This window comes from Terrihabitans aquatilis (assembly GCF_052542005.1).
The window spans coordinates 122,432-141,393 of record NZ_JBOCUO010000001.1 but is presented as its reverse complement, the minus strand read 5'-3'; the positions used below and the strand labels follow the sequence as shown (position 1 = coordinate 141,393).

At 64.2% G+C, this 18,962-nt stretch carries 20 protein-coding genes; 5 read left to right on the top strand and 15 right to left on the bottom strand.

Annotated elements, in window-relative coordinates; translation table 11 throughout:
- Positions 1 to 15: 15 nt before the first annotated feature.
- On the bottom strand, positions 16 to 279 hold the full coding sequence (locus tag ACQ6S1_RS00695; RefSeq protein ID WP_445039254.1) for a hypothetical protein: 264 nt from the start codon (positions 277 to 279) through the stop codon (positions 16 to 18).
- A gap of 236 nt (positions 280 to 515) precedes the next feature.
- Here ACQ6S1_RS00695 and ACQ6S1_RS00690 point away from each other — a divergent pair, with 236 nt between their 5' ends.
- Both ACQ6S1_RS00690 and ACQ6S1_RS00685 read left to right on the top strand, forming a co-directional pair.
- Positions 516 to 953: an RDD family protein gene (locus ACQ6S1_RS00690; protein ID WP_445039253.1), complete on the top strand. Its 438-nt coding sequence runs from the start codon at positions 516 to 518 to the stop codon at positions 951 to 953.
- 64 nt (positions 954 to 1,017) lie between these two features.
- The gene (locus tag ACQ6S1_RS00685; protein WP_445039252.1) at positions 1,018 to 1,761 is read left to right on the top strand and encodes an arginyltransferase; all 744 of its coding nucleotides are present in this window, start codon (positions 1,018 to 1,020) and stop codon (positions 1,759 to 1,761) included.
- Here ACQ6S1_RS00685 and parC read toward each other — a convergent pair whose 3' ends face one another.
- The 11 genes from parC to rpoZ form a co-directional block, all read right to left on the bottom strand.
- On the bottom strand, positions 1,762 to 4,014 hold the full coding sequence (gene parC / locus ACQ6S1_RS00680) for a DNA topoisomerase IV subunit A (protein ID WP_445040223.1): 2,253 nt from the start codon (positions 4,012 to 4,014) through the stop codon (positions 1,762 to 1,764).
- A gap of 31 nt (positions 4,015 to 4,045) precedes the next feature.
- The gene (gene recO / locus ACQ6S1_RS00675; RefSeq protein WP_445039251.1) at positions 4,046 to 4,801 is read right to left on the bottom strand and encodes a DNA repair protein RecO; all 756 of its coding nucleotides are present in this window, start codon (positions 4,799 to 4,801) and stop codon (positions 4,046 to 4,048) included.
- Complete coding sequence (gene era, locus ACQ6S1_RS00670) at positions 4,802 to 5,722, bottom strand: GTPase Era (RefSeq protein WP_445039250.1); 921 nt, start codon at positions 5,720 to 5,722, stop codon at positions 4,802 to 4,804.
- Positions 5,709 to 6,473 carry a ribonuclease III gene (rnc, locus tag ACQ6S1_RS00665; RefSeq protein WP_445039249.1) on the bottom strand — a complete coding sequence of 255 codons (765 nt, stop codon included), beginning with the start codon at positions 6,471 to 6,473 and terminating at the stop codon, positions 5,709 to 5,711. The genes era and rnc overlap by 14 nt, the downstream gene beginning before the upstream one ends.
- On the bottom strand, positions 6,425 to 7,180 hold the full coding sequence (lepB, locus tag ACQ6S1_RS00660; RefSeq protein WP_445039248.1) for a signal peptidase I: 756 nt from the start codon (positions 7,178 to 7,180) through the stop codon (positions 6,425 to 6,427). Before lepB ends, rnc begins: the two co-directional genes overlap by 49 nt.
- A 94-nt stretch (positions 7,181 to 7,274) precedes the next feature.
- Positions 7,275 to 7,688: a holo-ACP synthase gene (gene acpS / locus ACQ6S1_RS00655; protein WP_445039247.1), complete on the bottom strand. Its 414-nt coding sequence runs from the start codon at positions 7,686 to 7,688 to the stop codon at positions 7,275 to 7,277.
- Positions 7,685 to 8,434 (bottom strand): pyridoxine 5'-phosphate synthase, encoded by a 750-nt coding sequence (locus tag ACQ6S1_RS00650; RefSeq protein ID WP_445039246.1) that lies wholly within the window; start codon positions 8,432 to 8,434, stop codon positions 7,685 to 7,687. Before ACQ6S1_RS00650 ends, acpS begins: the two co-directional genes overlap by 4 nt.
- A complete protein-coding gene (locus ACQ6S1_RS00645; protein ID WP_445039245.1) occupies positions 8,431 to 8,973 on the bottom strand; it encodes a DUF2062 domain-containing protein in 543 nt (180 codons plus the stop codon). Before ACQ6S1_RS00645 ends, ACQ6S1_RS00650 begins: the two co-directional genes overlap by 4 nt.
- Positions 8,974 to 9,004: 31 nt before the next feature.
- Positions 9,005 to 9,598: an orotate phosphoribosyltransferase gene (gene pyrE / locus ACQ6S1_RS00640; RefSeq protein ID WP_445039244.1), complete on the bottom strand. Its 594-nt coding sequence runs from the start codon at positions 9,596 to 9,598 to the stop codon at positions 9,005 to 9,007.
- A gap of 35 nt (positions 9,599 to 9,633) precedes the next feature.
- Positions 9,634 to 11,835, bottom strand: a complete 2,202-nt coding sequence (locus ACQ6S1_RS00635) for a RelA/SpoT family protein (RefSeq protein WP_445039243.1) — start codon at positions 11,833 to 11,835, stop codon at positions 9,634 to 9,636.
- A gap of 131 nt (positions 11,836 to 11,966) precedes the next feature.
- Positions 11,967 to 12,347: a DNA-directed RNA polymerase subunit omega gene (gene rpoZ, locus ACQ6S1_RS00630; RefSeq protein ID WP_445039242.1), complete on the bottom strand. Its 381-nt coding sequence runs from the start codon at positions 12,345 to 12,347 to the stop codon at positions 11,967 to 11,969.
- A 226-nt stretch (positions 12,348 to 12,573) separates the two neighbouring features.
- Between rpoZ and ACQ6S1_RS00625 the strand changes: the two genes are divergently transcribed.
- On the top strand, positions 12,574 to 13,182 hold the full coding sequence (locus tag ACQ6S1_RS00625; protein WP_445040222.1) for a LabA-like NYN domain-containing protein: 609 nt from the start codon (positions 12,574 to 12,576) through the stop codon (positions 13,180 to 13,182).
- Between the two features lie 7 nt (positions 13,183 to 13,189).
- A complete protein-coding gene (locus ACQ6S1_RS00620) occupies positions 13,190 to 13,825 on the top strand; it encodes a uracil-DNA glycosylase (protein ID WP_445039241.1) in 636 nt (211 codons plus the stop codon).
- Here the strand turns inward: ACQ6S1_RS00620 and smpB are convergent.
- Both smpB and dapA read right to left on the bottom strand, forming a co-directional pair.
- Positions 13,822 to 14,298, bottom strand: a complete 477-nt coding sequence (gene smpB / locus ACQ6S1_RS00615; protein ID WP_445039240.1) for an SsrA-binding protein SmpB — start codon at positions 14,296 to 14,298, stop codon at positions 13,822 to 13,824. The two genes, ACQ6S1_RS00620 and smpB, sit on opposite strands and share 4 nt — an antisense overlap.
- Complete coding sequence (dapA, locus tag ACQ6S1_RS00610; RefSeq protein ID WP_445039239.1) at positions 14,295 to 15,188, bottom strand: 4-hydroxy-tetrahydrodipicolinate synthase; 894 nt, start codon at positions 15,186 to 15,188, stop codon at positions 14,295 to 14,297. The genes smpB and dapA overlap by 4 nt, the downstream gene beginning before the upstream one ends.
- A gap of 203 nt (positions 15,189 to 15,391) precedes the next feature.
- Here dapA and ACQ6S1_RS00605 point away from each other — a divergent pair, with 203 nt between their 5' ends.
- Positions 15,392 to 17,515 (top strand): lytic transglycosylase domain-containing protein, encoded by a 2,124-nt coding sequence (locus tag ACQ6S1_RS00605; protein ID WP_445040221.1) that lies wholly within the window; start codon positions 15,392 to 15,394, stop codon positions 17,513 to 17,515.
- A gap of 108 nt (positions 17,516 to 17,623) precedes the next feature.
- On the opposite strand, the gene ACQ6S1_RS00600 is transcribed toward ACQ6S1_RS00605, so the two are convergent.
- On the bottom strand, positions 17,624 to 18,817 hold the full coding sequence (locus ACQ6S1_RS00600; protein ID WP_445039238.1) for a porin: 1,194 nt from the start codon (positions 18,815 to 18,817) through the stop codon (positions 17,624 to 17,626).
- Positions 18,818 to 18,962: the final 145 nt, after the last annotated feature.

The window sequence follows — 18,962 nt, the reverse complement described above, 5'->3', positions numbered from 1 at the left end:
TCATCGCTCATGCGATCAATTGGCGTTCGGATCGCTGCCGGCACTGGCCTGGTCGAAGTAATACGGCTCGTGTGCCTCCGGAACGGCGTGGACGCGGACATCCTCCTGTGCCGAAGCGCGGCCTTCGCGCAGAACGGGGCGTTGGTCGTGACGCTGGGCTTCGTAAATGCCGGCCTGGATGCGGGCGGAATCATGCGTGCGTGCCGCCTCGTTGGCCAGGGCTGCATTGGCGCCAAGCGCGACGACGCCCGACAGGATCAGGGTGCGAACAAGGTTCATAACAATCTCCCTTGATCTCCGTGCCTTGCACAGGCGCAAAGATCGAATACAGGTTCATAAAAGCGGGCGGCGGTGTTCTTGGGAACGTGTCGTCCTGCAAACCAATATGTATCCTAAGATACAGATTTAAATATGCAGGAATGCATGATGCATGTGCCCTTGGCGCATGGAACCGCTTTGGCTTTCTTGTCGCCGCAGGGTGCGATTGCCATATCCTTCCCATGGAAGGACACAGCATGAGCACGACTTACGACGTTTACGACGCCCAGCGCCTCGACGGCGTCCGCCGCAAGCGGATCTTCGCGTTCCTGATGGATTTCACGGCCGTGCTGCTGCTGAGCTTCGGAGCCGGGATCATCGTGTTCTTCCTCGGCATTGTCACTTTGGGACTGGCCTGGGGCCTGTACGGCGCGATCATTCCTATCGTAGCCGTGTTCTATTCCGGCTTCAGCATTGCCGGCAGCAGCGCAACGCCCGGCATGCGCGCCATGGGTCTGGTCTTCCGCACCGAGAGCGGCGCACCGCCGAACTTCCTGCAGGGCGGCGTGCACGTCATCCTGTTCTATCTGACGGCCACGTTCCTGACCCCGCTGGTCCTGCTGGTCAGCCTGTTCAATTCCCGCAAGCGGCTGCTGCACGACATGCTGATCGGCGCGACCGTCGAAAACGTGTAGTCGCACGCATTTACGTGAGGCGGCACGGTGTTATCGTGTTCGTGCAATCAATGCTGAACGGGCCGTGACCGAGCATCCTCGCGATACACCGCAATTCTATCTGACGGCTCCGTCCGCCTGCCCCTACATTCCCGGGCAGATCGAACGGAAGGTGTTCACCCATCTCGTCGGCAACAATGCGCCCGGCCTGAACGATCTTCTCAGCCAGGGCGGGTTTCGCCGCAGCCAGACCATCGCCTATCGTCCGGCGTGCGAGACGTGCCGGGCGTGCGTTTCGGTGCGCGTTCTCGTCAACGAGTTCGACTGGACGCGCGGCTTCCGCCGCATCCGCAAGGCCAACAGCGATCTCGTGGGCGAGATGAAGCCCTCCTCCTCGAATTCCGAGCAATATGCCCTGTTCCGGCGCTATCTCGACGCGCGCCATTCGGAAGGCGGCATGGCGTCGATGAGCGTGCTCGATTACTCGCAGATGGTCGAAGAGAGCCATGTGCGCACGCAGCTGGTGGAATATCGCAGGCGCGGGCCCGATAGCGCAATAAATGGGCGCGGCAGCGGACCTCTCATTGCCGTGGCGCTGACCGACGTACTCTCGGACGGGCTGGCGATGGTGTATTCGTTCTACGACACCGACGACGCCCAGCGCAGCCTTGGCACCTTCATCATCCTCGACCACATTGCCCGCGCCCGTGCGATGGGGCTGCCCTATATCTATCTCGGCTATTGGATCCACGGGTCGCAGAAGATGGCCTACAAGAGCCGCTTCCTGCCGCAGGAGCGCCTGATGCCGGGCGGGTGGGAACGCGCCTGATCAGCCCGGCTTGAAGCGATTGGTGCGCGGGAAACCCTTGGGCGCGAGGCGGCCCGCATCCGCACGATTGCCGGCCCAATCCCGCAATTCTTCCTCAGTGAGCGTCCAGGTCCGGCCGGACGTATCCAGCCAGGTCAGGCCCTTCTCGCGCTCGAAGGTGCGGGCATCGGCTACGCCGCCGTCCTTGTATTTCTGAAGGCGGACGCCCCGACCGCGCGACAATTCCGCAACCTGGGAGATGGGAAACACGAGGAGCTTGCGGTTGTCGCCGACGATGGCGACCATCTCGCCCTCGACGGGGGGCACGGCCTTCACGCTTGCGCTGGTATCGAGGTTGAGGACGTTGCGGCCCTTGCGGGTGGAGGCAAGCAGATCGTCTTCGCCCACCACGAAACCGCGGCCATCGCTCGCCACGAACAGGCGTCTGCGCCCGGGCACGTAAGGCCACGCGAAGGCGATCTCGGCATCCTCCTCCAAATCGGCGTGGTGGCGGATGGGATCGCCCTGTCCGCGCCCGCCGGGCAGCTTGGACGCGTCGAGCGTGAAGACCTTGCCGTTCGTGGCGACCAAGAGGATCTTCGCCGTGGTCTCGGTCTGGAACGCGGTGAGGAGCCGATCGTCGGCCTTGAAGGACAGGCCCGCGAAATCCTGAACATGGCCCTTGAGCGCGCGGAGCCAGCCTTTTTCGGAGACGATGACCGTGATCGGCTCGCGCTCGATGAAGGCCTCGGTGAAGGCGGCCATGGGCTTGTCCGGCGCCTCAGCGAAATCAGACCTGCGCTTGCCGAGCGCGGTCTCCGGACCGAAGCTCTTGCGGACCTCCGCGATCTCCCGCTTGACCTTGCTCCATTGCCGCGCGTCGGAACCGAGCAGCGCCTCGACCTTGGCCTTCTCCTCGCTGAGTTCGCCATGTTCCTTGCGGATGGCGATCTCCTCCAGCTTCGCCAGAGCGCGCAGCCGGATGTTGAGGATGGCCTCGGCCTGAATGTCCGTCAGATCGAAGCGGCGGATCAGCTCGGCCTTCGGATCGTCCTCCTCGCGGACGATGCGGATCACTTCGTCCAGATTGAGGAAGGCGATGAGGAGGCCGCCCAGAATCTCCAGCCGTCGGTCGATGGCCGCCAGGCGGAACCGGGCGCGGCGCACCACCACGTCGCGGCGATGGGCCAGCCATTCGCGCAGAACAGGCGCAAGGCCGAGAACCTGCGGCACGCGCCCCTTCACCAGCACGTTCATGTTGAGGCTGATGCGGGATTCCAGATCGGTGAGCTTGAACAGGCTCTCCATCAGGATCTCGGGATCGACGGTGCGGGCGCGCGGCTCGAGCACGATGCGGATGTCGTCGGCGCTCTCGTCACGGATGTCGGCGAGGATCGGCACCTTTCGATCGATGACCATGGAGGCCAGCTGCTCGATCAGCCGGCTCTTGGGCACGAGATACGGGATCTCGGTGACGACGATGACCCAGGTGCCGCGGCCCGTGTCTTCCTTGTGCCAGCGCGAGCGCACGCGAAAGCCGCCACGCCCCGTGCGATAGGCATCGCCGATAGCGGCGCGCGGTTCCACGATGATGCCGCCGGTCGGAAAATCCGGGCCCGGCACCAGATGGAGAATGTCGTCCGTGCCCGCCTGCGGATGGTCGATGAGATGCACGGCGGCGTCCAGCAATTCCGCCGCGTTGTGGGGCGGAATCGAGGTGGCCATGCCGACCGCGATGCCCTGAGAGCCGTTGGCGAGCAGATTGGGAAAGGCGCCGGGCAGGACAATCGGCTCCTCCTCGGAGCCGTCATAGGTCTCGCGGAAATCGACCGCGTCCTCGTCAAGCCCATCGAGCAGGAGGCGGGCGACCTCGGTCAGCCGCGCTTCGGTGTAGCGCATGGCCGCCGGATTATCGCCGTCAACATTGCCGAAATTGCCCTGGCCTTCGATCAACGGCCAGCGCTGGGCGAAATCCTGGGCGAGGCGGACGAGAGCGTCATAGACGGATTGGTCGCCGTGCGGATGGTATTTGCCGATGACGTCGCCGACGACGCGGGCCGATTTCTTGAAGGCCTGCCCGGGATCGAGCCGCAGGAGCCGCATGGCATAGAGCAGCCGGCGATGAACCGGCTTCAGGCCATCGCGCGCATCCGGCAGAGCGCGCTGGGTGATGGTGGACAGCGCATAGGCGAGATAACGCTCCTCCAGCGCGGAGCGAAGATCGACAGCCTCGATGCCGTCGCCACCGGACGGCGTGTTCACCTTTTCACCCATGCCCATGGGCTAACCCGGACATTGAGTCGAATCAATCGCTTGTGGCGCGTTGTCCAGAAAGCGATTCAAGTCCGACGGCTGAAACGTAAGCGGCCCTGGCGTCCGGCACGCGCACGCCGCGCGGCTCGTAGACATCGCGCTCCAGGAAATAGCCGGTGAGGCGGAAGCCGGAGAGGATGTCGCTCAGCGCGGGATAGGCGTTCTGGCCGGAGGCGACGAGGAAGGCCGGCAACGGCAGCAGCTTCGCGGCATAGGGGCCGCCCGCCTCCGCACTGACGGCACGCGATGATTTCGGCGACACCCAGGCGAGATCGTCGGTGCGCCCTGTGGCGGCGCAGGACGACAGATCGAGACCGAAGCCGAGCTCCGCCAGCATGGCCAGTTCGAACCGGACGAGAAGTGCTGGACCGATGTCCGTCTCGGCCAGATTGTCGAGCACGATGCCGAGCGCCTCGAACACCGCCGGATGCGGATCCCGCTCGGGCAGGAGACGTGCGAGGGAGGACAGCCAGGAAAGCCCGAAGACCGACGCGCGGCTTTCCATGAGCCTCGCCGCCCGAAGGCTGACGCCTTCAAGCGCGAAATTCCCGAGATGATCGTCGAGACGGGCCCGCCATTCCGCGCGGACGTGGTTGCCGGGCTGAAGTGTGGGACGCTGCTTGCGCGAGCGCCCGCCCCGCACAAGGCCGAGATGGCGGCCGTGCGCCTTGGTCAGCAATTCGACGATGACGCTGCTCTCGCCGTGAGGCCGGGCAGAGAGGATGATGCCGTCGTCGATCCAGTGCATTCAGCGCGGGAATTCCAGACCCATTTCGCGATAGCGCTCGGGATCATCAGACCAGTTTTCACGCACCTTCACAAACAGGATGAGATGTATCGGATGTTCGGCCACATCCGCGATGTCCTGCCGCGCCGCCATCGAAATGGCCTTGATGGTCTGCCCACCCTTCCCGATCACGATCTTCTTCTGGCTTTCGCGCTCGACATAGATCGTCTGCTCGACGCGGGCCGACCCATCGGGCCGGACTTCCCAGAGTTCGGTTTCCACCGTCGAGGAATAGGGCAATTCCTCGTGCAGGCGCAGGAACATCTTCTCGCGCGTGATCTCGGACGCCAGCATGCGCATGGGCAGGTCCGACATCTGGTCTTCCGGATAGAGCCATGGCCCTTCCGGCATTTCGCCCGCAAGCCAGGCGCGCAGATCGCCCACGCCGTCGCCGTTCTGCGCCGAGATCATGAAGACACGGACGAAGGGGTGCAGTTCGGAGGCATCCTGCGCGAGCTTCAGCAGGCGATCGCGCGGCATCAGGTCGATCTTGTTGAGCACGAGGAAGACCGGGCGTTTCAGCTGACCGAGCCGCTCGATGATCCCACGCACCTCGTCGTCGAGGCCTTTCTTGGCATCGATCAACAGGCCGGTCCGATCGGCCTCCTTCGCGCCGCCCCAGGCGGTGGACACCATTGCGCGGTCCAGCCGGCGCTTGGGCGAGAAAATGCCGGGCGTGTCGACAAAGATGAGCTGGCTGTCGCCTTCCGCCACGATGCCGCGCACCAGCGCACGCGTCGTCTGAACCTTGTGAGTGACGATGGAGACCTTGCCGCCGACCAAAGTGTTAAGAAGCGTCGACTTGCCGGCGTTCGGCGCACCGATCAGCGCCACGAAACCGCAATGGGTGGGTGCGGAACCTGCCTCGTCATCCATGTTCATCGCCTTCCGTCCATGCCCCTTCCCGCTCCAGCAAAACCTTGGCGGCGCTCTGCTCGGCGACACGCTTCGGCCGCCCTTCGCCCTGAGCCGTGCCATGGCCTCCGATCGAGACCTCAACGCGGAACAGCGGATGATGATCCGGGCCCGTGCGCTCGACCTCGCGATAGACCGGAATCGGAAGGCCGCGCCCCTGCGCCCATTCCTGCAAAGCCGTCTTCGGATCGCGCAGCGGACGGCGCGGATGCATCATGCGTTCGCGCCAATAGCGCTCCACGAGGGGCCGAGCCGCCGCAAAACCACCGTCGAGATAGACGGCCGCGATGACCGCTTCACAGACGTCGGCGAGGAGCGCGCGTTTGCGGCGACCGCCGCTGCTGGCCTCGCCGGCACCGAGGCGGATGGCCGCTCCGATTTCCAACTCATCGGCCACCTCGGCGCAGGTTTCCGCCCGCACGAGCTCGGCCAGACGGCGTGACAGCTCGCCTTCCGGTACGTCCGGAAAGGTGGCGTAGAGCATGTCGGCAACGATGAGCCCGAGCACGCGGTCGCCCAGGAATTCGAGGCGCTGATAGCTTTCGGTGCGCGCGCGCTCCGTGCTCGCCGCGCTGATATGGGTCAGCGCACGATCCAGGACCGAGGGATCGGAGAAGCTGTGGCCGAGGCGCTGCTCAAGCGCCGCGCGGGCGGCGGCGCGCGGGTTCTTCATGAAAGCCAGGTCATCAGCCGCGACCAGCGGATGGTCCACGGCCATTTCCAGAACGCCCAGGCATGCTCGCCCTCCTCTACGGAGAAGAACAGCAATTGCGCCTTACCCACGAAGTTCTCTTCGGGCACATACCCCACGGCTGAGAGCACGCGGCTGTCGGTCGAGTTGTCGCGGTTGTCGCCCATCATGAAGTAATGGCCCTGCGGCACTTCATAGACAGGCGTGTTGTCGTAGAAACCGTTCTCGATCAGATCGAGCGTCTCATAGACCACACCGTTCGGCAGCGTCTCGCGATAGCGCGGCACCCGCACGGTCTGGCCACCTGGCTCGCGCTCCACGAAGTCGTCGATGCGCTCCTTCGGCACGGCCTGCCCGTTGATGTGCAGCACGCCGTCGATCATCTGGATGCGATCACCCGGAAGGCCGATCACACGCTTGATGTAATCGGTCGAATTGTCGGTCGGCAGCTTGAAGACCGCGATGTCGCCGCGCTCGGGCGTGGCCGACCAGATGCGACCCGAGAAGATGTCGGGCGAGAACGGGATGGAGAACCGGCTGTAGCCGTAGGAGAACTTCGACACGAACAGATAATCGCCGACCAGAAGCGTGTCCTTCATCGAGCCCGACGGGATCGAGAAAGGCTGGAACAGGATCGTCCGGATGATGACGGCAATGATGAGGGCGTGAGCGATGACGCGCAGGGTTTCGAGAAACCCGCCCTGCTCCGCGTTCTTTTCTGTGGCCACGCTCATTCGCCTCTCGCCGTGCCGTGCCGCGGCATGGTCTTCACTGTTTCGGAGAAATGCCGCTTCGGACGGGCACCCTGATAGCCGCTCACGCGCGCCGTCACAACCGGCCATCCGTCTTCGGCACTGCGCTGATGATCACGAACGCCTGCGCCAGGGGATATTCGTCGGTGATGGTCAGATCGATGCGGGCTTCGTGGCCCGGGGGCGTCATCCGTTCGAGGTGTTCCTTCGCGCCGCCCGTGAGTTCGAGCGTCGGCCGACCGCTCGGCAGGTTCACGACACCCATGTCGCGCCAGAAGGTGCCGCTGCGGAAACCGGTGCCGAGTGCCTTCGAGCAGGCCTCCTTGGCCGCGTATCTCTTGGCGTAGGAGGCGGCGCGCTCGGCCCGCCGGTTTGACCGTGCCTGCTCGACGGGCGTGAAGATTCGCTGGATGAAGCGGTCACCATAGCGCTCGAGCGTTTTCTCGATGCGGCGGATATCGATGAGGTCGGAGCCGGTGCCCAGGATCATCGCGCCTGCTCCATCCGTGCCTGCCCGCGCTCCATGGCACCCCGCATGCGGGCGATGGCGTTGCCGAGGCCGACGAACACCGCCTCGCCGATCAGGAAATGGCCGATATTGAGTTCGGCGATGCCCGAGACGGCGGAAATCGTCTCGGCGCTCGCATAATCGAGACCATGGCCGGCGTGAATTTCGAGGCCAATCGCCTGCCCGAAGTGGGAGGCGCCTTCGAGCCGCGCGAATTCGGCATCGGCGGCCACAATATCCCGGTGCGCCAGAGCTTCGCACCATGATCCGGTGTGCAGCTCGACAACGGGTGCGCCCAGTTGTTTCGCGGTTTCGAGAACCGGCTCCGACGGCTCGATGAACAGCGACACGCGAATGCCCGCATCGCTCAAGCGGGCGATGGCCGGCTTGAGCACGTCTTTCTGGCCGATGATATCGAGCCCGCCTTCGGTGGTGCGCTCTTCCCGACGCTCGGGAACCAGGCAGCAGGCGTGCGGCTTCAGCCGGACGGCGAGCGCAACCATCTCTTCCGTGGCCGCCATTTCGAAATTCAGCGGAGCCTCAAGATCGCGGAGCCGCACGATGTCGGCATCGCGGATGTGACGCCGGTCCTCGCGCAGATGGGCCGTGATGCCATCGGCGCCCGCCTCGATGGCGGCGCGGGCGGCGCGTAGCGGATCGGGCAGATCGCAGCCGCGCGCATTCCGGAGCGTGGCGACATGATCGATGTTGACGCCGAGCCGGATCACGAGATTGCCTGCTGCGCGCGGACCGCGATGCGTTCCATCTTGGTCGAGTGATGCCGTGCGACCAGCGAGCGAACCAGCACATAGACCGTGACGCCGAAAATGAGGCCCAGCACGACGCTGCCCATCAGCAACGGCTCAATAAAGGGCTCCACGCTGTGCCAATTGTGCTGTTCCAATATCTCACGGGCGGAGAAACCCTGCTGGCCGCCGATGAGCATATGGCCCACCTCGTAGGAGGCTGCCCAGAACAGGGGCAAGGTGACAGGATTGGCGAGCGTGGTGACCGCAGCCGACGCGAGTATGCTGCCGTTCATCACGAAAGCGAGACCGGCGGCGATCAGGTAATGCAGGCCGAGAAGCGGGCTGAAGGCGGCAAAGATACCGGCGGCTGCGCCGGCTGCGACAGCGTGCGGCGAACCGGACAGACGCGTCAGTTGCAGGCCGCGATAGCGCAGCGCGCGCCGCCAGCCCATGCGCGGCCAGACAAGGTCCTGCATACGCTGGGAGATGGGCTTGGGAGCGCGCCGCCGGAAGTTCATTCGAGGCCTATGGATGGGGCCGATGGCAAAGTCATGACCGTGCCGAATTGAGGCTGCGCGATCCGGGCTTCGTGGCCGGGATGGCGGCAAGTTCGGGTGGCAAGGCATCCGGCGCGAAGTTCGGGATGTCCAGGGTTGCAAGCGCCACCAGTGGAACGCCGAGATTGGCATTGCCCGCCGAGCGGTCGATCAGGCAGGCCGCGCCGACGATGTCGGCCCCGGTATCCGCGATCGAGGCCAGGCACTCGCGCGACGACAGGCCGGTGGTGATGATGTCTTCCACCATGATGGTCCGCGCGCCATCGGGGATCTGGAAGCCGCGGCGCAGGCGGAAGGTGCCCTCCTCACGCTCCACGAACACGGCCATCGCACCGAGATGGCGGGCCGTCTCATACCCCGGCACGATGCCGCCCACGGCCGGGGACACGACATAGTCGATCTTGCCGAACGCCGCCTCGATCTTCCCGGCAAGGGCGCGGCACAGGGTTTCGGTGCGCGCTGGGTCCTGGAAGATGAACATCTTCTGCAGGAAGACCGGGCTGTGCAGCCCCGAAGAGAGAACGAAATGCCCTTCCAGAAGCGCCCCCGCATCACGGAAGTTCTGCATCACCTCGTCCTGGGTCATCGTCTGCCTTTCTGTCTGCCTGCGGGGCGGCGCGATCATCCGTTGATCCGCTCGACGCTGTTGATGACGTCCGAGCGCTTCAGATCGCGAATGATGTCCATCAGATGTTTGAGATCGTGGACACCGAGGTCGATCGTGACCTCGTGAAAATCGGAGGATGGCGCAACAAGGGAGATGTTGTCGATATTGCCATCGTGCTCGGCGATCGTGCCCGTGATGTGGGCGAGCGATCCCGGCTCGTTCATGCAGGTGACCTTGAGACGCGCCGGAAAGCGCAGGATCGCGGCGTTGTCCATGTCCCAGCGGACGTCGAGCCAGCGATCGGTCTCGTTCTCGAAATCTGCGAGCACCGGCGACTGGATCGGGTAGATCGTGACGCCCTGCCCCGGCGTGACGATGCCGACGATGCGATCTCCCGGGACCGCGCCTCCATCCGGCGCAAAATGAACGGCCAGATCCGAGCGCACGCCGCGGATGGGCAGCATCGGCCCTTCGATGCCATTGATCGCGCCGGGCTCGATCATGCGCAAGGTGGCGCCATGCTTGAGTGCCTGTCCGCCCGACACCTTGCCGCGCACGGCCAGACGATCCGGCTTCACCTCCGGATAGACCGCGCGGACGACGTCGTTGGCCAGGATTTCGCCGCGTCCGACCTCCGCCATGACCTCTTCGACGGAATGACGAGCAAGACGGGGCAAAGCGCCCTTCAGAAGTTCGTCCGAAACATTCTTGTCGGCACGCGCGAATGCCCGCTCCACGATCTGACGGCCCAGGCCGGCGAATTGCGAGCGCACGGCTTCGCGGGTAGCACGGCGGATAGCGGCACGCGCCTTGCCGGTGCGCACGAGCGATTCCCAGGCTGCCGGCGGCTGCTGCGTTTCGGCCCGGATGATCTCGACCTCGTCACCGTTCTGAAGCTCCGAGACGAGCGGCGCGGTACGGCCGTTGATCTTGCAGCCGACGCAGGAATTGCCGACCTTGGTGTGCACCTCGTAGGCGAAATCGATCGGTGTCGCGCCGCGCGGCATGGCAATGAGGCGGCCCTTCGGGGTGAAGCAGAACACCTGATCCTGAAAGAGTTCGAGCTTGGTGTGCTCGAGAAATTCTTCGGGGCTGTCGCCTTCCGCCACCATCTCGATGGTGCGCCGCAGCCATTCATAGGCGCGGCTGTCGCGGGTGAGCTTGCCGCGCTCCTCCTCGCTTGCGCCATCCTTGTAGAGGGGATGCGCGGCGATGCCGTATTCGGCGACCTGATCCATGTCCGAGGTGCGGATCTGGAGTTCGACGCGCTGGTGGCCGGGTCCGATCACCGTGGTGTGCAGCGAACGGTAATCGTTTTGCTTCGGGGTCGACACGTAATCCTTGAAGCGGCCCGGCACCATTGGCCACGTGGTGTGGACAACACCCAGCGCGCGGTAGCAATCGGCCATGTTCGGCACCAGCACGCGGAAGGCGTAGATGTCGGACAATTGCTCGAAGGCCAGCGCCTTGCGCTCCATCTTGCTCCAGATGGAATAGGGTCGCTTCTCACGCCCTTTGATCTGGGCCGGGATATCGTTCTCGGCGAGCTTGCGGACGAGATCGCTCTCGATCTTGAGGATGAGATCGCTGGACCTCTCGCGCAGCGTGTGCAGCCGGTCCACGATGGTCTTGTGCGCCTCGGGAAACAGATGGCGGAACGCCAACTCCTCCAGCTCCTCGCGCATTTCCTGCATGCCCATGCGGCCCGCGAGCGGCGCATAGATGTCGAGCGTCTCCTCGGAGATGCGGGCGCGCTTGGCTTCCGGCACGTAATGCAACGTGCGCATATTGTGCAGCCGGTCGGCCAGCTTGACCATGAGGACGCGCACATCCTCGGAGATCGCGAGCAGGAGCTTGCGCAGATTTTCCGCCTGCGCCGCCTGCTTCGATACGAGGTCGAGCTTCTTGAGCTTGGTGAGCCCCTCCACCAAAGCGCCGATCTTCGGGCCGAACAGGCGGTCGACCTCCTCCTTGGTGGCGCTGGTGTCTTCGATCGTGTCGTGCAGCAGGGCCGCCACGATGGAGGCGTCGTCCAGCCGGAATTCCGTGAGGATCGCCGCCACTTCGAGCGGATGGGAGAAGTAGGGATCGCCGGAAGCGCGCTTCTGATCGCCGTGCGCCTGCATCGCGTAGACGTAAGCGCGATTCAGCAGTGCTTCGTCCGTGTGCGGATTGTACTTCCGGACGCGATCAACAAGCTCGTATTGACGGATCATGCCTGAACCAGCGGCGCCAGTGCCGCTTCATCCCCGGCGGTATATGGGGGCGGCCCCATGGTTTCGGCAAGAAGAAACGCCGCGCGAGACCGCGCGGCGTTGGATATCTTTCGTTGCAGAAAAGCGGGCTGTTACTCGCCCTCGTCCTCGGTGGTATCGACCGGCGGAGCAAGGCCTTCGAGACCGCGCAGAAGATCCTCTTCCGTCATGCGGTCGAACGCGATGTCCCCCTCGTTGCCATCGCTGGTCAGCAGCGGCACCGATTCCGGCTCCGGCTCATCCACCTCGACATGCTTCTGCAGCGAATGGATCAGGTCTTCCTTCAGGTCGTCGGCCTTGATGGCCTCGTCCGCGATCTCGCGCAGCGCGACGACGGGATTCTTGTCGTTGTCACGGTCGACGAGCAGCTGCTGGCCGCCGGCGATGAGACGGGCGCGGTGGCCTGCGAGCAGAACCAGCTCGAAACGGTTATCGACCTTGTCGATGCAATCTTCGACGGTGACGCGGGCCATGGGCGGCCTCTCCTGCGAAAAGAAATGTGGGAGCTTGGCGTTTCACATACTCTTCATGCCGTCCGGGTTCAAGGCTGCCTTGACTTCGCGCTCCTCGCGCTTCCATCTAATCGGCCGCGCTCGCGTGCGAAGTGGCCCTTCAGAGTCCCGGCCGGATCGCCTCGCCTGTGCCGCCCTCCGGATGTCTGGTCTCGACCTGGCGGATCTGCGAAACTAGATGGCTATGATGAACCAGATGCCGCGCATTGCCCTCTTCATCGACGGCGCCAATTTCTATTCCACGGCCAAGGCGCTCGGCTTCGATGTCGACTACCGCAAGCTGCTGAAGGAATTCGGCACCTATGGCAGCATGGTGCGTGCCTATTATTATACGGCGATGGCTGAGGATCAGGAATATTCCTCGCTGCGCCCACTGGTCGATTGGCTCGACTACAACGGCTACACCGTGGTGACGAAGCCGACCAAGGAATACATCGACTGCGTGACCGGGCGGCGCAAGTTCAAGGGCAATATGGACGTCGAGCTGACCGTCGACGCGCTGGAGCTGGCCGACCGCCTCGACCATGTGTTCCTGTTCTCCGGAGACAGTGACTTCCAGGCCCTGATCGCCGCGCTGCAGCGTAAGGCGGTGCGCGTGAGCGTGGTTTCCACGGTGACGACACAGCCCTCGATGGCGGCCGATTGCCTGCGCCGCCAGGCCGACGAGTTTCTCGATCTCGCCGACCTCGCCAGCAAGATAGGGCGTCCGCAGGCCGATCGTGGGACGGCCGAGCCGCGGATCGACCGGCTGCCGCGCTTTATCCGCGGCCCCGCCGAAGGCGACGTCGACGCCTGATCCACAGATGTTTGTTCCACCTTCCCCCGATTGTCCGCTGTGTCCGCGGCTCGTGTCGTTTCGCGAGAAATGGCGTGCCGAAGCGCCCACCTGGCACAACGCGCCCGTGCCCGGCTTCGGGCCGTGGGATGCGCGCCTCCTCATCATCGGCCTGGCGCCCGGCCTACAGGGCGCAAACCGCACGGGCCGGCCGTTTACCGGGGATTGGGCGGGCGATCTGCTCTATGCCACGATGCTGGATTTCGGGTTTGCGCGCGGAACCTACGATGAGCGCCCCGATGACGGGCTGGAACTGGTAGATGCACGGATCGTCAACGCGGTGCGTTGCGTGCCGCCGCAGAACAAGCCGGTGGGCGCGGAAATCGCAACCTGCCGGCAATTTCTGATCGAGGAAATGGCGGAGCTCGGCTCGGCGCAGGCCATCATCGCGCTGGGTCGGATCGCCCATGAAAGCGTGGTGCGCGCGCTGGGCGCTTCAGTGCCGAGAACGGTGTTCGGGCACGCAGCCGAACACCAGATCGGCGCGATCCGGCTTTTCGACAGCTATCATTGCTCGCGCTACAACACGAATACAGGCCGGCTGACGGAAGAAATGTTTCGGGCGGTGTTCGCCCGCGTGCGGGAATATCTGCCCGCGCGCTAACCCTTGTCGCGCAGCAGGCGCGCTTTCTCACGCCCCCAATCGCGCGCCTTCTCGGTCTGGCGCTTGTCGTGCAGCTTCTTTCCCTTTGCGAGCGCGATCTCGACTTTCGCCCGGCCACGGTCGTTGAAGTAAAGCTTCAACGGGACGACCGTCATGCCCTCCCTCTGGACGGCGGCGACCAGCTTCTCGATCTGACGGCGATGGAGAAGCAATTTGCGCGGCCGTTTCGTCTCGTGGTTGAAGCGGTTGGCTGCCAGATATTCGGGAATGTAGGCGTTGTAGAGGTAAAGCTCCCCGCCATATTCGCCGGCGTAGGATTCACCGAGCGTGGCCTTGCCCACGCGCAAGGATTTCACCTCGGTGCCGCTGAGCGCGATGCCCGCCTCGAACACATCCCCAATCGCGTAATGAAACCGGGCCTGACGATTGTCGGCAACGACCTTTCGATTCGGATCCGCCTTGGCTGCGCTCATGCCGCGATCAGCCCTGCATGGATCATGGCGGCGCGCATGGCCTCACGAGCCTTGTCGGTGGCCGGCAGGAGCGGCAGGCGCACCTCGTCCTTGATACGGCCGAGAATGGACAGGCCGACCTTGGCGCCAGCGACGCCAGGCTCAAGGAAGATGGCGTTGTGAAGCGGAATAAGTCGGTCCTGAATTTCCAGCGCGCGGGCGTAATCGCCTTCCAGCGTGGCGCGCTGAAGCTCGGCGCACAGGCGCGGCGCGACATTGGCGCTGACGGAAATGCAGCCATTGCCGCCGGCTGCATTGAAGGCGAGCGCGGTCATGTCCTCGCCGGACAGCTGGTTGAAGCCCGCGCCCATGGCCGCGCGCTGCAGGCTGACGCGAGCAACGTTCCCCGTCGCATCCTTGACGCCGACGATGTTCGGCAAGGCCGCGAGACGCGTCATGGTCTCGACCGACATGTCGATGACGCTGCGCGGCGGGATGTTGTAGATCACGATCGGAATGCCGACGGCATCGTTGATCGCCTTGAAGTGCTGGTAGAGCCCTTCCTGGGTCGGCTTGTTGTAATAGGGCACGACCGCGAGAACGGCGTCGGCACCCGCCTTCTCCGCCAAACGGCCCATCTCGATCGCCTCGCGCGTCGAGTTCGACCCGATGCCCGCGATCACGGGAACACGGCCGGCCGTTTCCTCGATGCACATGCTGATGACGGATTTATGCTCGTCATGCGTCAGTGTCGGCGTCTCTCCGGTGGTGCCGACCGGAACGAGGCCCTGCGTGCCTTCCTCGATCTGCCAGCTGACCAGATCCCGAAAGGCGGCCTCATCCACGGCGCCATCGCTGAACGGCGTCACAAGGGCGACAAGAGAGCCCGTGAAGGGGGCACGGAAGGACATGACCAAACCTCGTGAAACCTGACGGCCTGTTCTATCGCCGGAAGACCTTATGGAAAGCCACAGCTTGGCATGAATATGCAAGCCTTGGTTTCGCCGCCATTGCGGAACACACACATGGTGCAGCGCCGCAGGCATCGCAATTATCTTTTCATAAAGATTACCGCGTAAGAATTGGGCAACTCTTTCGGAGATCCTGCGTGACCATGAGACCGCTTGTCGCCGGCCTCTCGTTCCTGATGCTGTCCACCGCTCTTGCTTCGGCTCAGGGGGTTCCCCTCCCCGCGCCGAATCCGTGGGCTTCGGCATCGTCGGGCATCGCACCCGCATTGCCGGAGGTGTCGGCCACGCCAGCGCTCCGCGCGGACGCTTTCGCCGCTCCCCAGACCACCGGGTCTATCACTTCCCTCGTAGGTCCCTCGGCCGGTGGATCATCGGGTTCGATCAGCGCCGATGCTCCCGCGATGAAGCAGGCCATCGCGCTGCTGGATAAGGGGCAGCTGTCGGCGGCCCGGGAGATTCGCGGCCGGCTGCGTGACCGTGCATCGGTGACCCTGTTCGACTGGCTAACCATCCGCTCGGCATCACGCCAGATCGGCTTTTCCAACATCGCCGCCTTCCTGCGGGACAACCCGGACTGGCCCGCACGCACGCTCGCCACACGACGCGCGGAAGAGGCACTTTATCTCGAGGATATCGACGCCGGCACGGTCCGTGCGTTCCTCGGCAATCGCATGCCCGACAGCGGCATGGGCCAGCTGGCGCTGGCGCGCATCTCGCCGCGCCCGCAGGCGGCTCAGCTGGTCAAGTCCGTCTGGCGCAGCGAGGATCTGTCGCCGGATATCGAGAAGAAGGTGCTTTCCGAATTCGGCGGCCTGCTGAATGCCGACGATCACGCCGCTCGCGCCGAATATTTCTTCTTCCAGCGCGAAGTCGGCGCGGCGCAGCGCAATGCCAGCCGCGCGAGCGCGGCGTATCAGGCCATCGCGAAAGCCCGCACGGCCGTGCTGCGCAAGACGAAGGACGTCGATGCGGCGCTCGCCGCCGTGCCGTCCTCGGCGCGCAAGCATCCCGGCTATCAATACGCCATGATCGATCGGCTTCTGCGGCAGGACAAGCACAAGGAAGCCGCGCAGGTCATGACCCAGGTGACGCGCGACCCCGCGGCTTTGGTCGACACCAAGGCCTGGTGGGAAAAGCGGCGCTGGCTCGCGCGCGACATGCTGGATCTGGGCGATGCACGCATGGCCTACCGCATCGCCGCCGGCCATGCGAACACCCGGCCTGCCGACGTGGCGGACGGCGAATTCCATGCCGGCTGGATCGCTTTGCGCTTCCTCAACGACCCCGCCACCGCGCGCAAGCATTTTGCGCAGGTGTCCCGCGTCGGGTCCACGCCGCTCACGCGCTCGCGCGGGGATTACTGGCTGGGCCGCACCGAAGAAGCTTCGGGCAATCGTGCGGCCGCGCAATCCTATTATGCTTCGGCCTCGGCCTATGGCTCGACCTATTACGGTCAATTGGCCAAGGCCCGCCTCGGTGGCGGCGCCGTGCCGGTTCAGACCGTCAAGCCTTCCACGTCCGCACGAGCGTCGTTCGAACGGACCTCGATCGCGAAGGCCATCCGCCTGCTCTATTCGGTGGACGCCAAGGAAAAGACGATCCCGTTGTTCGCCGATACCGCCGAGCGGTTGCGCGATGCCGACAGCCTGGCGCTTCTGGCGGAGCTTGCGGACCGCAACCGCGATCCGCGCGGCCTGCTGATCGTGGGCAAGGCCGGCGTCTCGAACGGTTTTCCGCTGGAGGCGGCTTCCTGGCCGACCAATGGCGTGCCGAAATTCAAGCCCGTGGGTCCGGCAATCGAACCGGCGGTGGTCCATGCCATCGCTCGCCAGGAAAGCGCATTCCATCCCACCGCCCGCTCCGGCGCCGGCGCGCGCGGCCTCCTGCAGATGCTGCCGGAAACGGCCAAGCGCACAGCCGGCAAGGTGGGCATGCCGTTCGACACGGCCAAGCTGAACGACCCGACGTTCAACGCCACGCTCGGCGCCGCCCATCTCGGCGAACTCGCCAACAATTATGATGGCTCCTACATCCTCACCTTCGTGGCCTATAATGCGGGCCCCGGACGGGTGCGCGAATGGGTTCAGCGCTATGGCGACCCGCGCAATGCCTCGGTCGATCCCATCGATTGGGTGGAGCGCATTCCGTTCACCGAGACGCGCAATTACGTGCAGCGGGTGATGGAGAATGTGCAGGTCTATCGTTCGCGCTTCAACGTGCGTGCGCCGCAGAACATCGAAGCGGATCTCCGGCGCGGGCGGGGCTAGATCCCGGATCTAGGTTTGCTATCCTTGTGAAAGATAAGGCCCCGGTGGTTTCACCGGGGCCTTATCTTTTGGGAGGTATGAGCCCGGCGAACCGGGCTCATCAGATGATCAGAAGCTGCGCTGGATACGACCGGCGAACATCAGGTCGTCCTGCTCTTCGACAAGGATGACGTCGCCGGGTCCGTCGCTCTCGAGAACCGAGCCGTAGATCACGGCCAGGCCGAGATCGAGGTTCTTGACCGGGGTGTAGAACACGTTGGCTTCAGCGTGCAGGTAATCAAAGCCGCCATCGACGCCCTGATCGACGCTGCTGTAGGTAACCGCACCCGTCAGAGCAACCTTCGCGGTTGCCTGGAAGGTGATGCCGCCGCCGACCTGCCACATCTCGGTCGCTTCACCAGCGGAACTGGTGTCGAACACGCCCGTGAAATCGAAGTCGAAGCCGTTGCCGAACACATCCTCAGCGCCGGCATACGAGATCGCGCCTTCCGAGTAAGCGCCCTGGGCCCAGACATAGCTGCCCGAATTGGCGGTCGGCAGGTTGATCTTCACGCCGGCCTGAACGGCCCAGCCGATTTCGTCGTCCACAAATCCATCGAGAACGTCGCCCTCATTGTCCTGAATCGCGCCGGAGATCTGGGCCGAACCCCAGGCCTGATCGACGCGCACCGCAGCGATGACGTTCGGGTAGGTCTGATCGAGGTCGGTATCGAACGGAACCGCACGGAAGTACTTATCTTCGATGCCGATGGTTGCGGCGAAGCCGGAACCGAACGTGGCAGTGTAGGCCAGGGTGTTGACCTGCTCGGCCGAGAAGAAGTCGGAAATGGTCGCCGCGTTCACGAAGTCGAAGAACGAGGAAGCCTTACCGGCCGTGATGCCGGCGAACTGAACGAAGGCGGCTTCGATGTGAAGCTCGTTGTCGCCGTTCGGGTAAGCGCCGGACGAGGAATTGCCCTCGAACTCGATGTACGAGCGCAGGGTGCCCCATTCGGTTTCCGAGCGCGCGTCCGCAGCGATCGTGCCACGGGCGTTGGTGGCAAAGCTGTCAGCGCCCGGACCGCCGGCGAAATCGTCGTCATCGTCATCGCCGTTGACGCGGCCCAGCATGTCGAAGCGGACGTAACCGGAAATCTGCAGGCAGGTGTCGGTGCCGGGAATGTAGAAGAAGCCCTCACCATAGGTGGAGCAGACCTTCACGTACTCAACCGGTTCCGCCAGCGGGAGGTCGGCAGCCTGTGCCCCCGTAAAAGCTGCCAAGCCAGCGGCGGTACCGAGAAGAAGGGTTTTCACCGTCTTCATGTGTGTTCTCCAAAGTTTCGAGACCCTCAGGGAACCGGTTCACCTGCACCCAGGCCCGCCTTCCCCCCCAATCCCCACGCCTTTCGGCATCGGGGCGACCTTAGTCGTAAGGAATCATCAACGAAGTGCCCCCTGCACCGCAACC

What these genes read in the sequence shown, in the direction of transcription:
- ACQ6S1_RS00695 (WP_445039254.1), bottom strand. Translation starts at nt 279, where the DNA reads ATGAACCTTGTTCGCACCCTGATCCTGTCGGGCGTCGTCGCGCTTGGC.
- ACQ6S1_RS00690 (WP_445039253.1), top strand. Translation starts at nt 516, where the DNA reads ATGAGCACGACTTACGACGTTTACGACGCCCAGCGCCTCGACGGCGTC.
- parC (WP_445040223.1), bottom strand. Translation starts at nt 4,014, where the DNA reads ATGGGTGAAAAGGTGAACACGCCGTCCGGTGGCGACGGCATCGAGGCT.
- recO (WP_445039251.1), bottom strand. Translation starts at nt 4,801, where the DNA reads ATGCACTGGATCGACGACGGCATCATCCTCTCTGCCCGGCCTCACGGC.
- era (WP_445039250.1), bottom strand. Translation starts at nt 5,722, where the DNA reads ATGAACATGGATGACGAGGCAGGTTCCGCACCCACCCATTGCGGTTTC.
- rnc (WP_445039249.1), bottom strand. Translation starts at nt 6,473, where the DNA reads ATGGCCGTGGACCATCCGCTGGTCGCGGCTGATGACCTGGCTTTCATG.
- lepB (WP_445039248.1), bottom strand. Translation starts at nt 7,180, where the DNA reads ATGAGCGTGGCCACAGAAAAGAACGCGGAGCAGGGCGGGTTTCTCGAA.
- acpS (WP_445039247.1), bottom strand. Translation starts at nt 7,688, where the DNA reads ATGATCCTGGGCACCGGCTCCGACCTCATCGATATCCGCCGCATCGAG.
- ACQ6S1_RS00645 (WP_445039245.1), bottom strand. Translation starts at nt 8,973, where the DNA reads ATGAACTTCCGGCGGCGCGCTCCCAAGCCCATCTCCCAGCGTATGCAG.
- pyrE (WP_445039244.1), bottom strand. Translation starts at nt 9,598, where the DNA reads ATGACCCAGGACGAGGTGATGCAGAACTTCCGTGATGCGGGGGCGCTT.
- ACQ6S1_RS00635 (WP_445039243.1), bottom strand. Translation starts at nt 11,835, where the DNA reads ATGATCCGTCAATACGAGCTTGTTGATCGCGTCCGGAAGTACAATCCG.
- rpoZ (WP_445039242.1), bottom strand. Translation starts at nt 12,347, where the DNA reads ATGGCCCGCGTCACCGTCGAAGATTGCATCGACAAGGTCGATAACCGT.
- ACQ6S1_RS00625 (WP_445040222.1), top strand. Translation starts at nt 12,574, where the DNA reads ATGAACCAGATGCCGCGCATTGCCCTCTTCATCGACGGCGCCAATTTC.
- ACQ6S1_RS00620 (WP_445039241.1), top strand. Translation starts at nt 13,190, where the DNA reads ATGTTTGTTCCACCTTCCCCCGATTGTCCGCTGTGTCCGCGGCTCGTG.
- smpB (WP_445039240.1), bottom strand. Translation starts at nt 14,298, where the DNA reads ATGAGCGCAGCCAAGGCGGATCCGAATCGAAAGGTCGTTGCCGACAAT.
- dapA (WP_445039239.1), bottom strand. Translation starts at nt 15,188, where the DNA reads ATGTCCTTCCGTGCCCCCTTCACGGGCTCTCTTGTCGCCCTTGTGACG.
- ACQ6S1_RS00605 (WP_445040221.1), top strand. Translation starts at nt 15,392, where the DNA reads ATGAGACCGCTTGTCGCCGGCCTCTCGTTCCTGATGCTGTCCACCGCT.
- ACQ6S1_RS00600 (WP_445039238.1), bottom strand. Translation starts at nt 18,817, where the DNA reads ATGAAGACGGTGAAAACCCTTCTTCTCGGTACCGCCGCTGGCTTGGCA.